The sequence below is a fragment of the Streptomyces sp. NPDC007863 genome (assembly GCF_040633895.1).
Taxonomy (GTDB): domain Bacteria; phylum Actinomycetota; class Actinomycetes; order Streptomycetales; family Streptomycetaceae; genus Streptomyces.
Genome location: NZ_JBEYEI010000009.1, coordinates 141,559 through 155,092 on the forward strand (window position 1 = coordinate 141,559; position 13,534 = coordinate 155,092).

Here is a 13,534-nt window from a genome sequence, read left to right on the forward strand (position 1 = left end):
ACGTCGGGTCTCGTGGCCCCGCGGACGGGGGGTCGAGGGGACGCTGCCCGCGGTGAAGCCAGGATGCACGCGAAAGGGCCGGTCGGCACCCGGGAGGGTGAACCGACCGGCCCAATGGTGACGCGGAGTGACGAACTCCGGGGGGGAGGGGTCAGTCGCGGGCGGGCTCCACGGCCTGCCGCGGGGTCTCGGTGGGGGTGCCCCCTGCTCGAGCGGAGCCGAGAGCTCGGGGGAGTCCGTCCAGGCGCGAGACCAGACCGGTGACCTGGCGCGCGATGTCCGGCGCGGTCAGGCCGATCTCGGCCAGGACCTCGCCGCGGGAGGCGTGGTCGAGGAAGACCGGCGGGATGCCGAAGTCACGCAGCGGTACGTCGACGCCGGCGTCGCGCAGCGCCTGGGCGACGGCCGAGCCGACGCCGCCGACGCGGCTGTTGTCCTCGACGGTGACGACGACCCGGTGCTCGGCGGCGAGCGGCGCGAGGGCCTCGTCGACCGGCTTGACCCAGCGGGGGTCGACCACCGTGGTGGAGATGCCCTGCCGGTCCAGGAGGTCGGCGACCTCCAGGCACATGGGCGCCAGGGCGCCCACGGAGACCAGGAGGACGTCCGGCGTGTCGCTGCCGGGCTCGCGGAGCACGTCCATGCCGCCGACCCGCCGCAGGGCGGGGACGGCGGGGCCGACCGCGCCCTTGGAGAAGCGGACCACGGTGGGCGCGTCGGTGACCTCGACGGCCTCCCGGAGCTGCGCGCGGACCTGGTCGGCGTCGCGCGGGGCGGCGAGCCGCAGACCGGGCACGACCTGCAGGATCGACATGTCCCACATGCCGTTGTGGGAGGCGCCGTCGGTGCCGGTGACGCCGGCCCGGTCGAGGACGAAGGTGACGCCGCACCGGTGCAGGGCCACGTCCATCAGGACCTGGTCGAAGGCGCGGTTGAGGAAGGTCGCGTAGACGGCGAAGACCGGGTGGAGGCCGCCGGTGGCGAGGCCCGCCGCGGAGACCGCGCCGTGCTGCTCGGCGATGCCGACGTCGAAGACCCGCTCGGGGAAGGCCTTGGCGAACTTGTCGAGCCCGACGGGCTGGAGCATGGCCGCGGTGATCGCGACGATGTCCTCGCGCTCCTTGCCGAGCGCGACCATCTCCTCGCCGAAGACGCTGGTCCAGTCGGCGCCGGAGGAGGCGATGGGCAGACCGGTGTCCGGGTGGATCTTGCCGACGGCGTGGAAGCGGTCGGCCTCGTCCTGGAGGGCCGGCTGGTAGCCGCGGCCCTTCTCGGTGAGGCAGTGGACGATCACCGGGCCGCCGAAGCGCTTGGCGCGGGTGAGCGCGGACTCCAGGGCCTCGATGTCGTGGCCGTCGATGGGGCCGACGTACTTCAGGCCCAGGTCCTCGAACATGCCCTGGGGGGCGATGAAGTCCTTGAGGCCCTTCTTGGCGCCGTGCAGGGTCTCGTACAGCGGCTTCCCGACGACCGGGGTGCGCTCCAGGATGTCCTTGCCGCGGGCGAGGAAGCGCTCGTAGCCGTCGGTGGTGCGCAGGGTGGCCAGGTGGTTGGCGAGGCCGCCGATGGTGGGCGCGTAGGAGCGCTCGTTGTCGTTGACGACGATGACGAGCGGGCGGTCCTTGGCGGTGGCGATGTTGTTGAGCGCCTCCCAGGCCATGCCGCCGGTGAGGGCTCCGTCGCCGATGACGGCGACGACGTGGTCGTCCTTCTTCAGGATCTGGTTCGCCTTGGCGAGGCCGTCGGCCCAGCCGAGGACGGTCGAGGCGTGCGAGTTCTCGATGACGTCGTGGTCCGACTCGGCCTGCGAGGGGTAGCCGGAGAGGCCGCCCTTCATCTTCAGCTTCGAGAAGTCCTGGCGGCCGGTGAGCAGCTTGTGCACGTAGCTCTGGTGGCCGGTGTCCCAGAGGACCTTGTCCTTCGGGGAGTCGAAGACGCGGTGCAGGGCGATGGTCAGTTCGACCACGCCGAGGTTGGGGCCGAGGTGTCCACCGGTCTTGGAGACGGCGTCGACGAGGAAGGTCCGGACCTCCGCGGCCAGCTGGTCCAGCTGTTCCGGGGAGAGCCGGTCCAGGTCGCGCGGTGTCCTGATACGGGTCAGCAGGGCCACCCGTGCCTCCTTGCGTTCTGAGCTGGTCGAGCTTGCCGATTTTGCCGAGTCTAATGTTCCGTCTTGGATCGTGGGCATCGGGCCAGCCGGAGCGGCATCACCCTCATGGGGGATGTACTGCTCCGGACGCGACGGTGCCCGGCACCGGTTTCCCGGTGCCGGGCGGATGTGGCCCGTGCCTCAGGCGCGCCCTTCGGAGCGGCGCGCCGGGCGCGTCAGGCGCGTCCCGCGGACTTCTGGGTCTTGCGGGAGACGGAGTCGATGATCACCGCGATGAGGAGCACCGCTCCGGTGATCATGTACTGGATCGCGTTGGACTCCAGGTTGAGCTGGTTGAGGCCCTGGACGATCGACTGGAGCACCAGGATGCCCAGGAGCGCCGACCAGACCTTGCCGCGGCCGCCGAAGAGCGAGGTGCCGCCGATGACCGCCGCGGCGATGCACATCATGAGCTGGTTGCCGCCGCCGAGGGAGCGGTCGGCGCCGCCGGTGGCGGAGGCGAGGAAGAGGCCGCCGATGGCGCCGAGGGTGCCGGAGATCATGAACACGGAGATCCGGATCCAGGCGACGTTGATGCCGGCCCGGCGGGCCGCCTCGATGCCGCCGCCGACCGCGAAGACCTGCCGGCCGTAGGTGGTGCGGCGCAGCACGAAGTCGGTGACCAGCAGGATCACCAGGAAGATCACCAGGGAGAGCGGGAGGCCCTTCTCCTGGTTGAAGCCGTACGCGGCGACCAGGACGAGGACCGCGAGGACGCCGGTGCGCAGCAGGATCTCGCTGTGCGGGCGGTGCGGGAGCTCGGCGGCCTTGCGGCGGCCGGAGTCGCGCAGCTGGGCGAGGTAGAAGGCGGCGATCACCACGGCGGCGAGGCCGTAGGCGGCGGCGACGTCGGAGAAGTAGTACTTGGTGAGGTCGCCGACGAAGCTGCCGATGGGGGTCGGGATGGTGGACCGCTCGCCCATCACCCAGGTCTGGAGGCCGGCCCAGCCGAGGAAGCCGGCGAGGGTGACGACGAAGGCGGGGACGCCGATCTTGGCGAAGACCAGGCCGTGGAAGGCGCCGAGCAGGGTGCCGGAGAGGACGCCGAGGAGGATCGCGAGGGAGTCCGGCATGTCGGTGGCGAAGACGCCCCAGACGGAGCCCGCGAGGCCGGCGACGGAGCCGACGGCGAGGTCGATCTCGCCGAGCAGGAGCACGAAGACGATGCCGACGGCCATGATGCCGGGGCCGGCCGCGTACAGCGTGATCTGGTCGAGGTTGTACGAGGTGATGAAGTTGCCGGTCAGCGCCTGGAAGACGATGCCGATGACGATGAGGCCGACGACGACCGGGAGGGAGCCGATCTCGCCGGAGCGGATCTTGCGCTTGAACTCGTCGACGTAGCCCTTGAGGCCCTGCTCGCGGACGAGGAGGCGGGGGTCGACGGCGGGGATCGCGGCGGCCTCGGGGGTACGGGGCTCGGGGACCTCGGCCTTCTCGGTGGCCTGGGGGGTCGTGCTCACTGGGCTGCCTCCGCGGTGCGGGCCTGCCGGCGGGTCACGGCGTTGTCCGTGGCACCGGTGATCGCGGCGATGATCTCTTCGTGCGTGGTGGTGGCGACCGGGAAGGTGCCGTTGTTGCGGCCGAGGCGCAGCACGGCGACGGTGTCGGCGACGGCCTTCACGTCGGCCATGTTGTGGCTGATGAGGATGACGCCGAGGCCCTGCTCGCGCAGCCGCTCGACGAGGTCGAGGACCTGGGCGGTCTGCTCGACGCCGAGGGCGGCGGTGGGCTCGTCCAGGATCACGATCTTGGGGTCGCCGACCAGGGCGCGGGCGATGGCGACGACCTGCCGCTGACCGCCGGAGAGGGCGGCGACGGGGATGCGGACGCTGGGGATCCGGATGGACAGGGTGGACAGGAGGTCCTTGGCGCGCTTCTCCATGGCGACCTCGTCGAGGACGCCGCCCTTCTTCAGCTCGCGGCCGAGGAAGAGGTTGGCGACGACGTCGAGGTTGTCGCACAGGGCGAGGTCCTGGTAGACGGTGGCCACGCCGAGGGCCTGCGAGTCCTGCGGGCGGGAGATCCCGACCGGGCGGCCCTCCCACTCGATGACGCCCTCGTCGATGGGGTGGACGCCGGCGATCGTCTTGACCAGCGTGGACTTTCCGGCGCCGTTGTCGCCGACCAGGGCGACGACTTCGCCCGCGTGGACTTCGAGGTCGACACCGGAGAGGACCTGGACCGCTCCGAATCGCTTGAAGATCCCGCGCAACGCCAGGACAGGCGTCTGGGACACGTGAACCAACTCCTTCGCCGCCCGTGCGGAGGGCGGCGGCATGTCGCGCCGTACGGCGGCGCCGAGTTCGAGGGGGGCTGTGCTCGTCCGGCCCCGGACCGACAGCGGGGTCTGGGTCGGCCGGGGCCGGACGGGTCTGGGGGCGGCGGCGGCCGCGTCACGGGGACGGGCGCCTGCCGCGTCCTGCCGGGGCTGACGGTCCGGCAGGGAGGGTGCGGGGCCCGGGAGTCCGGGCCCCGGCGCCTGCCCTGGCGGGCAGGCCCTCAGGGGCTTACTTGATGCCCAGCTCGGCGCACTTGGCGGCGAGGTCCGCGGAGCAGATGTCGGCGGCGGCGTAGATGCCGTCCTTGATCACCGTGGACTGGATGTTGGTCTTGTCGACGACCACCGGGGCGAAGAGGGTGGACTTCACGCCGTCGGTCTCGCCCTGGGCGCCGAGGTCCTGGCCCTTGAGCAGGTTGACCGAGAACTTGGCGGCCTCGGGGGCCAGCTGCAGCGGGCTCTTGTAGATGGTGAAGGTCTGGGTGCCGGCGACGATGCGCTGGACGCCCGCGACCTCGGCGTCCTGGCCGCCGACCGGGATGCCCTTGATGCCGGCGTTCTCCAGGGAGGTGACGATGCCGCCCGCCATGCCGTCGTTGGCGGAGTAGACGGCGCCGATCTTGTCCTTGCCGAGGGAGGAGATGGCGGCGGCCATCTTCTCGCCCGCGACCTTCGGGTCCCACTCGCCGGAGGCCTCGTAGGCGATCTTGCCGACCTTGCCGTCGAGCGCGGTGTGGGCGCCCTTCTTGAAGAGACCGGCGTTCGGGTCCTTCTCGTCGCCGTTGATCATGACGATCTGGGCGGTGGCGGCCTTGTCGCCGAGGGCGGTGAGCAGGGCCTGGCCCTGGAGCTCGCCGACCTTGTTGTTGTCGTGGCTGACGTAGGCGTCGGCGCCCTCGATCGCGCGGTCGTACGCGACGACCTTGACGCCCTTGCCCTGCGCCTCCTTGACCCAGGCGGCGGCCTTGGCGGAGTCGACCGGGTCGAGCGCGATGACCTTCACGCCGTCGGCGATGAGCTGGTCGAACTGCTGCTTCTGCTTCACGACGTCGGAGACGGCGTTGTTGTAGACGACCTCGCAGTCGCCGCAGGCGGCCTTGACGGCCTTCTCGAACTGCGGCTTGTCCAGCGACTCGTACCGCGCGGTCTTGTTCTCCGGGAGGAGCAGACCGATCTTGGTCGAGCTGCCCTTCTCCTCGCTGTCACCACCGCCGGCCTGGCCACAGGCGGAGAGCGCGAGGGCCATCGAGACCGCGGCCGAGCCTATGACGACGCGACGAGTCATTGCGTTCATGTGGGGTTGCCTCCCTGACGAGGCCGCGACGGTGCGGCCGAGGTGTCACGAAGTCAACTCGGCCGCAACACCGTCGTCAAGAAGTGAAAACTTAACGAGATGACAACGGTGGTTACCGTTCTCTAAGTGAACGCGGGAACGGAGGCCGGAGCGGTGGCCTGAAATGCCCCTTCCGCCCCGTTGAGGAGCGTCGAGTCGCCCATCTCGCTCAGCACCAGGGCCAGCGCCCCCAGCACCTCGGCGCGGCCGCCCAGCGCCCCCTGGACCAGGGAGAGCCTGCGGGCGGCGCTGGGGATCGCGTACCGGCCCACCGAGTCCCGGATGGGGGCGAGCACCAGCTCGCCCGCCTCCGCGAGGTCGCCGCCGAGCACGACCCGGCTCGGGTTCAGGAGATTGCAGAGGTTGGCGACGCCGCTGCCGATGTGCCGGCCCACGTCCGCGATGACCCGACGGCAGCCCGGGTCGCCCTCGCGGGCCAGCTGCACCACCCGCTCCATGGTGAGGTCGGGTCCGTGGCTCGGCTGGAGCAGCGGCAGCACGTACCGGGCGGCGGTGAAGGTCTCCAGGCAGCCGCGGTTGCCGCAGCGGCAGACCGGGCCCGACTCGTCGAGGGTGATGTGGCCGATCTCGCCGGCCGTGCCGCCCGGACCCCGGTAGACCCGTCCGTCGATCACCAGGCCGGCGCCGACACCGCTCGCCACCTTGATGTACGCCAGGTCCTTCACGCCCCGGCCGCTCCCCCACACCAGCTCGCCGAGCGCGCCCAGGTTGGCGTCGTTGTCGACGTGGACGGGGACCCCGAGCCGGGCGGACAGCTCCTCGGCGGGGTTGATCCCGCTCCATCCCGGCAGGATCGAGGTCGAGCCGAGCGTCCCGGAGGCGACGTCGATGGGGCCGGGCACGCCGAGACCGACGCCGATCACCTTGTCCCGGCCGATGCCCGTGGCGTCGATCAGCCGGTTGACCAGCTGTTCCGCCCGGCCGAAGCCCTCCGCGGCGGAGGCGTCCACGTCGAGCGGCTCGGCCTCCTCGGCGAGCACCTGGTGGGCGAGGTTGCCCACCGCGACCCTGAGGTGGGTGTGGCCGAAGTCGACGCCGATGACGATGCCGGCGTCGCCGGAGAGCGAGACGCTGCGGGCCCGCCGGCCGCCCGCCGAGGTGGGCGTCACCTCGACCGTGCCGCCGTCCTTCAGCTCCCGGACGATGTTGGAGACCGTCGCTGCCGACAGCCCCGTCGCCCGGGCGATCTCCGCCTGGGTCAGCGAACCGGCCATCCGGACCGCCCGCACGACCCGCTCGAGATTGGCCCTGTGCAGAGACGTCTGCGACCCCGGAGTCTCCATCGACTCTTTCACTCCCACCGTTATCTCCAACATGTGAACTCTAAGGGGACGCTTTCGCCTTCGCTTCCGTCAAGACCTCGACGGAGAGCCTCCGAAGAGACACAGCGCGAAGGGGACGGCGCACGCCTACCGCAGGTAGCCAACGGCACGCCTTCTGCGTCTGCGACACCCCAACGGCTCGAACGAATCAAGGTCCTGGTGCGTATGCAGCCTGGTCGCGGCGGTGCGATAGGTCAGCCCATCACTTACGCAACGCACCTTCAGGTGATCGAAGGATCCTCCCTGGTCAGACACAGCCCATTGCGGACGGCGCTAGGAACTGTCGCTGGTGAAGCACAGCTGCCAGTAATGCTAGATCCCCGTCGGCGGCGAGTGGTTCGCCCCGATTCGCGGCCGGGTCCACTGGTCGCTGCCGCCACCATGATCATCGACAGACAGCCCTTGGGTAGCCGTTCGCCTGGCGGCCTCGGGGACGGGACAGCCGCCCCCCCATCGCCCGCGAAGGCTTCACAGCACACCCTCGCCCGCGCGCGGTACCTGGGCGCGATGGTCGCCAGCCGAACCATCACCCAGCTACAGGTTCACGACATATCACTGGAATCACCTGCTCCGCCACGCCGCCGAGGTTATCCATCCAGGCCGCACCACCCGTGGCATCACCCTCAGTCCGGCTGACCCCCGCTACGGAAACTCCACCCCAGCATCCCGGCCTGCTCCCTGCACTCGCCCACGGAGCAACGGCTTCCTCGCATCCATGACAGCCGATTCGGCGAGGACGTCATGGAGGCCCTCGCCCACCCTGACCTCAACGAAATACTGACCCACACCACCGTTGCCCTACCCGGCATCACCGTCACACGACGGTACGGCTCCTGCGACCCGTTCGCCTCCTCACCCAATTGCGCACTATTACCCCCTAAAACATGTTGACTTCCATATTGCGTCTCAGTCGCACACCCATGGCCTCGCACATAGATGCTCACGTCCTAAAAATGACGACCGCACGTCCCCAGAATCCTGTAGATTCCACTCGAGCACCATGGAATTCACCTCTCAGAGGAGTCCAATCATGGCAAAATTCAGACGGGCCGCAATTTTCTGCGCCACATCGACCCTGATCGCCGGAGCTCTGATAGGAGCCACAGCAAATCCGGCGTCAGCTCACGGCATGGGTGAGGCGTTTCACGAGGGTTGCGGCTGGACGGGCTCTTGGATGGAAATCGACAGCGAAAATATCTACAACCCGGCCGGGGCCTGGATGGGGACCGTTTTCCTCACCTGGAACAACACGACCAAGCAGAACTGCGTAGTGACTCAGCAGGTGGCGGGACACGGAATTCCCATGAAGCTTGTCGCGACGCTAGGCATACGGAGCAGCGGGAGTGGCGCAATCACCTACCGCACCGACTCCGGCCAGTACGGGCATTTTGCCGCAGTGAAGGAGTACACTTCCGGCCAATGCGTGAACTATCGCGGAGAGATCGCGGGTAGCGTGGCTGGCAGATCCGCTTGGGGAAACTGCGGATAACACCAAAGGGTGCCCTCGAAAACAAGTTCGAGGGCACCCTCTCTTAGTCAGTGGGTCACACCTGGATGCAACCTATTTCACGGCGCCCGCGGTGAGACCGGCCACCACCTGCCGCTGGAAGACGATGTACGCGGCGAGCACCGGCAGCATCGCCATCACCAGGCCGGCGAAGAGCCCGGACCAGTCGCCCTTGTAGCCCTGGCTGACCGCGAGCTGCACCAAGCCCTGCGAGAGGACCTTGTTCTCCGGGTTCGTGTTGAGCACTGTCGGCAGCAGGTACTGGTTCCACTGGCCGAGGAAGTTGAAGATGCCGACGCTGATCAGGCCCGGCTTGGCCATCGGCACCATCACCTGGAAGAAGGTGCGGGTGTGCGAGGCCCCGTCGATGAAGGCCGCCTCCGCCACCGAGGTCGGCAGCGTCCGGAAGAAGGCGGTCAGGAAGAAGACGGTGAAGGGCAGCGAGTACGCGATGTAGACCAGGATCAGGCCGTGCAGGGTGTTCAGCAGGGCCATGTTCTGCATCACGTAGAAGAGCGGCACCAGCGCCAGGATGATCGGGAAGCTCATCCCGCCGATGAACAGGAAGTAGAGGAAGCGGTTCCCGGGGAACTCGAAGCGGGCCAGCACGTACGCCGCCATCGAGCCGAAGAGCAGGGTACCGACGAGTGAGCCGCCGACCACCACGAGCGTGTTCAGGAAGTATTCGCTCATGTGCGCTTCGGACCAGGCGCGCGACCAACTGTCGAAATTGAGCGTGTCCGGCAGCGACCAGGGCGAGGTGAAGATCGCCCGGTCGGTCTTGAAGGAGGTCATGACCGCCCAGAGCAGCGGCATCACCACCATGATCGCCCATATGATCAGGACACCGTGCGAGAAGACGTTGAGGACGCCGCCCTCGCGCTTCTCCTTGCCGGGGGCCGCCGTCTTGCGGACGACCGGGACCTGGTCCGTACGGATCGCGGACATCTGTGCGTCCCCGGCGGGTGGGGTGTCGGTGGTCTTCATCAGAACTCCAGCCGCTCACGCCGGCCCAGCTTCATCACGACCGCGGCGAAGGCCAGCGTGACGAGCAGGAGGGCGACTCCGATGGTCGTGGCGTAGGCGGCCTGGCCGTCCCGGAACGCCTTCTGGTACACGTACAGCGGCAGGACGATGGTCGAGTAGTCGGGCCCGCCGCCGTTGGGCCCGACGGTCATGATCTGGACGACCGCGAAGGACTCCGCGCCGAGCGCGAGGATGCCCATGTAGATCCATCCCGACTGCACGGTGTCCCAGAGCAGCGGCAGAGTGATCTTGAAGAACGTGGTGAAGCGGCTGGCGCCGTCGAGCAGCGCGGCCTCGTAGAAATCGCGCGGAATGGACGCCATGCCCGCCGAGAAGAGCACCACGAAGAAGCCGACCGTCGACCAGACGAGGACGATCATCACGCAGATCAGGGCGAGGTTCGGATCACCGAGCCAGTCCGGTTGGACACTGCCCAGCCCGACCGCCTTGAGGAATGAATTGATGGCCCCGCTGTTCGGGTTGTACGCGAACTGGAAGAGCAGCGCCACGATCACGATCGACAGCACCTGCGGGAAGAAATAGACGATCTTGTAGAAGGACGAGCCGCGGACGCCCGTGACCGCCGCGCCCTTCCGCCGCCGGCCCCCGACATTCAGCATGAACGCCAGGAAGAGCGCGAATCCGACCGTCACCAGGGGAAGGACGACCGCGAAGGTCAGACTGTGCTGGAGCGATTTCCAGAAGATCTCGTCGTCGAGCAGTCTCGTGTAGTTGTCGAGACCGACGAACCCGAATTCGGGACTCAGACCGCTCCAGTCCGTGAGCGAGTAGTAGATGGACTGGATGAACGGCCAGATGACGAAGAGCGCGTAGAGCGCCAGGGGGACCACCAGGAACCCCACGATGAAACGGTACTTGCCGTGCTGCATTCCGAACCGACCCCGATCTCCGGCGAAGGACGCGCGCCCCGGCGCCGCGCGCCGAGGGGCCGGGGCCCGCTCCCGGTCGGCGGGAAGGGGCCCCGACACTGCTCACTGGTGCTTGTAGTGCTTGATGTTCGGGTCCTTGGCCGCCTCGTCGGCGAACTTCTGGATCTTCTTGATCGTCTCGGCCGGAGTGGCGCGGCCGGCCATCATCTCGCCGATGCCGGCGACGCCGATCTTCTCCTTCTGGAGCGCCACGTACCAGTCCTGGAGGCGGGGGTTGACCACGTTGGTGCCGGCCTTCTCCAGGGCCGCCACACCGGACTTGAGGCCCGGGGACAGCTCGATGCCGCTGGTGCCGCCGTTGAGCGCGCTGAGCGACTTCACGGACTGGGTGAAGTTCTTGGAGGAGGCCTCGCTGAGCATGATGCGCAGCTGCTCCATGGCTGCCTCGGGGTTCTTCGCCTTCGCCGGGACGATGAAGGGCTCACCGCCGGCCGCCCAGAGGGTGCCGAACGGCATCTTGTCCGAAGAGTCGAGGCCGGTCGGGGCGGACACTGCGAGGTCGAAGTCTGCCGGCATCGTCTTGGCCGCTTCGTTCTCGACCCAGGAACCGTTCGGAATGAAGAGCGCCTGCCCCTCGGTCCATGCCGTCTGCGACTGGTTGTGGTCAAGGCCGGGGGTGCCCTGGAGGATGTAGCCCTTCTTGAAGAGCTCGTAGTACGCCTCGAAGCAGGCCTTGACGGCCGGGTGCTCCCAGGCCTTCGGCTCCAGGTTGTCGATGGCGTCCAGGACCTCGCGGCCGCCGACCTTGCCGATCATCGGGTAGAGCGAGAAGGGGAGGTAGTACGGGTGCTTGCCCGCGTACGTCCAGGGCGCGATGCCCTTCTTCTTGGCCTTCTCGCAGACGGCCAGCATCTCGTCCCAGGTCTCGGGGTACTTCGCGTCGAGCGAGTCGAGCGCCTTCTGCGAGTACCACACGCCGTAGACGGTGTAGGCGTAGTTGAGCATCCAGCAGGGCTCGCCGTCGAACTGGCCCATCTCGATGATGCCGGGGCGCAGGGTGTCGCGGACCTTCTTGCTCGGGTCGTCGATCGACGGCGCGTCGAGGAGCGGGGTCAGGTCGGTCAGCTGCTTCTGGCCGACGAGGACGCCCATGTCCATCTGCTCGGCGCCCGAGTTGTCGATCAGGTCCGGCGGGGTGCCGCCGTTGAACCGCGGCTGGAGCTCGGTGGTGATCTTCTGCGTCGGGGTGAACTTGACCTTCGCCTTCGGGTAACTCGCCTCGAAGAGCTTGATCGCGTCCTTGGCGTACTGCTGGCCGAAACCGCCGTCGAAGAGGACGAAGTCGAGCTCGGCGGACTCGTTGACCCCGAGCGGGTTCTTCTCGGACTTGACGCCCTTCTCGACCTTGTCGTTGCTCTCGCCGCCACCGCTGGCGCACGCGGAGAGGAAGCCCATGGCCGGGACGGAGATCAGACCGACAGCGGCGGAACGCTTGATCAGATCGCGACGGCCGAGGCCGCCCTCGTTCGACTGGGCGGAGGTGGATCCCATGCTCAAGTCCTCGCCTTCATTCAGGACTCAGGCGGTGTACCGGTCGCCCGTACTTCGTCTCGCCCACGGGCGAAGGGCCCCGCCACCGCGGTCAATTGCAGCTGGGTCGTGCAGGCGTCGGGCCGTCGCCGGAGGATTCCGACGGGCTGGACGCCGACAGGTATAGTCCACTTCCCTCGGCGGGAGCAAGATCGAAAGCAGCATTCGTCAGGCATCTTTCCCGAGTTGAGACCTCGGGGATTTCGCCTTCACAAGATGAATGGTCCAATCGAAAAGCGGCGAAACGGACCGCCTCGGAAGAAAGTCAGGTCGGCCGGAACCGCACGGGCGCGGACGTCGTCTTCCTGTCATGTACGGAGCCACTGCCGGGCGGCGGAAACGGGGGAAAACCCGCCGAACCAGGCCGAGTTCGGCGGTGCTTCGTGCCCTTCTGTTCCCGAACCTGATCTGGAGATCACGTGGCCAAGACTTCTGGCCTGAACCGCACGGGCACGCTCGCCCGTGTCACCGTCGCCGCGGTGACCGCCGCCCTGGTGGGCACCACGACCGCCGCGGTGGCGGCGGAGCCGGCCCCGGCCTACAAGCCCGCGCCCACGCAGCAGTCGGACCGCGTCTCCGCGTACGCGGCGACCGCGTACACCGGTGCCCCGCTCAACAACCTGTACGGCGTGAACAGCGCCGGCACCGTCTGGGGCTACACCCCCGTCAGCGGCGGCGGCATCCAGCGGCTCGCCGACCCCTCGGGCACCAACTGGACCTCGTACAAGCACTTCAACCAGTCCGACGTGGACGCGCAGGTCGACCAGTACGGCTACAAGCACTCCGACGGCTGGTACGCCGTCCGCAGCGACGGCCGGCTGAACTACACCGACGGCGGTCCGCTCCGCGACCTCGGCGGCGGCTGGAACATCTACAACAAGGTCATCTCGGCCGGCAACACCGGCGGCGGCGCCTCCGAGGACATCCTGGCGCGCGACAGCGCGGGCGTCCTGTGGCACTACCTGGCCTACACCAACGCGGCGCTGACCCAGCGGGTCCGGGTCGGCGGCGGCTGGGACGCGTACACCCAGATCGCCGGCAAGGGCGACATCACCGGTGACGGCCGGGCCGACCTGGTCGCCCGCGACCGCGGCGGCGTCCTGTGGCTGTACAAGGGCACGGGCAGCCGTACGGCCCCCTTCACCGCCCGCACCCGGATCGGCAGCGGCTGGAACACCTACAACTCGATCGTCTCCTCCGGCGACCTGACCGGTGACGGGCGCGCGGACCTGGTGGCCCGCGACGGCAACGGCGCGCTGTGGCTGTACAAGGGCCGGGGCAGCTCCACCACCCCGTACACGAGCCGTGTGAAGATCGGCACCTCGGGCTGGAACGGCTTCCGCGCCATGTTCTGACCGACCCGGTGAACGCCGGAAGGGCCCCGCTCCTCGTGACGAGGAGCGGGGCCCTTCCCG

At 68.5% G+C, this 13,534-nt stretch carries 10 protein-coding genes; 2 read left to right on the plus strand and 8 right to left on the minus strand.

Annotated features, from left to right (window positions below):
- Positions 1-151: 151 nt before the first annotated feature.
- From dxs to ABZ621_RS16495, 5 genes are all read right to left on the minus strand, one after another.
- Positions 152-2,110, minus strand: coding sequence for a 1-deoxy-D-xylulose-5-phosphate synthase (gene dxs / locus ABZ621_RS16475; protein ID WP_360604931.1), 1,959 nt, complete (start codon positions 2,108-2,110; stop codon positions 152-154).
- Between the two features lie 215 nt (positions 2,111-2,325).
- Positions 2,326-3,612 (minus strand): sugar ABC transporter permease, encoded by a 1,287-nt coding sequence (locus ABZ621_RS16480; protein ID WP_360604933.1) that lies wholly within the window; start codon positions 3,610-3,612, stop codon positions 2,326-2,328.
- Complete coding sequence (locus ABZ621_RS16485; protein WP_360604935.1) at positions 3,609-4,388, minus strand: ATP-binding cassette domain-containing protein; 780 nt, start codon at positions 4,386-4,388, stop codon at positions 3,609-3,611. The genes ABZ621_RS16480 and ABZ621_RS16485 overlap by 4 nt, the downstream gene beginning before the upstream one ends.
- A gap of 271 nt (positions 4,389-4,659) precedes the next feature.
- Positions 4,660-5,724: a substrate-binding domain-containing protein gene (locus ABZ621_RS16490; RefSeq protein ID WP_360604937.1), complete on the minus strand. Its 1,065-nt coding sequence runs from the start codon at positions 5,722-5,724 to the stop codon at positions 4,660-4,662.
- A gap of 122 nt (positions 5,725-5,846) precedes the next feature.
- Positions 5,847-7,067, minus strand: coding sequence for an ROK family transcriptional regulator (locus tag ABZ621_RS16495; RefSeq protein ID WP_360604939.1), 1,221 nt, complete (start codon positions 7,065-7,067; stop codon positions 5,847-5,849).
- Between the two features lie 1,069 nt (positions 7,068-8,136).
- Between ABZ621_RS16495 and ABZ621_RS16500 the strand changes: the two genes are divergently transcribed.
- Complete coding sequence (locus tag ABZ621_RS16500) at positions 8,137-8,595, plus strand: hypothetical protein (RefSeq protein ID WP_360604941.1); 459 nt, start codon at positions 8,137-8,139, stop codon at positions 8,593-8,595.
- Positions 8,596-8,667: 72 nt separating this feature from the next.
- On the opposite strand, the gene ABZ621_RS16505 is transcribed toward ABZ621_RS16500, so the two are convergent.
- The 3 genes from ABZ621_RS16505 to ngcE form a co-directional block, all read right to left on the minus strand.
- Positions 8,668-9,561 (minus strand): carbohydrate ABC transporter permease, encoded by an 894-nt coding sequence (locus ABZ621_RS16505; protein WP_360605121.1) that lies wholly within the window; start codon positions 9,559-9,561, stop codon positions 8,668-8,670.
- A gap of 38 nt (positions 9,562-9,599) precedes the next feature.
- The gene (locus tag ABZ621_RS16510) at positions 9,600-10,529 is read right to left on the minus strand and encodes a sugar ABC transporter permease (protein WP_360604943.1); all 930 of its coding nucleotides are present in this window, start codon (positions 10,527-10,529) and stop codon (positions 9,600-9,602) included.
- Positions 10,530-10,631: 102 nt separating this feature from the next.
- Entirely contained in the window at positions 10,632-12,080 is a 1,449-nt protein-coding gene (gene ngcE, locus ABZ621_RS16515; RefSeq protein WP_360604945.1) for an N-acetylglucosamine/diacetylchitobiose ABC transporter substrate-binding protein, read from the minus strand.
- Between the two features lie 458 nt (positions 12,081-12,538).
- Here ngcE and ABZ621_RS16520 point away from each other — a divergent pair, with 458 nt between their 5' ends.
- Positions 12,539-13,474, plus strand: a complete 936-nt coding sequence (locus ABZ621_RS16520; RefSeq protein ID WP_360604947.1) for a VCBS repeat-containing protein — start codon at positions 12,539-12,541, stop codon at positions 13,472-13,474.
- Positions 13,475-13,534 lie beyond the last annotated feature (60 nt).

Coding starts and splice junctions, on each gene's coding strand:
- ABZ621_RS16490 (WP_360604937.1), bottom strand. CDS start 5,724: ATGAACGCAATGACTCGTCGCGTCGTCATAGGCTCGGCCGCGGTCTCG.
- ABZ621_RS16510 (WP_360604943.1), bottom strand. CDS start 10,529: ATGCAGCACGGCAAGTACCGTTTCATCGTGGGGTTCCTGGTGGTCCCC.
- ABZ621_RS16500 (WP_360604941.1), top strand. CDS start 8,137: ATGGCAAAATTCAGACGGGCCGCAATTTTCTGCGCCACATCGACCCTG.
- ABZ621_RS16505 (WP_360605121.1), bottom strand. CDS start 9,561: ATGTCCGCGATCCGTACGGACCAGGTCCCGGTCGTCCGCAAGACGGCG.
- ngcE (WP_360604945.1), bottom strand. CDS start 12,080: ATGGGATCCACCTCCGCCCAGTCGAACGAGGGCGGCCTCGGCCGTCGC.
- ABZ621_RS16495 (WP_360604939.1), bottom strand. CDS start 7,067: ATGGAGACTCCGGGGTCGCAGACGTCTCTGCACAGGGCCAATCTCGAG.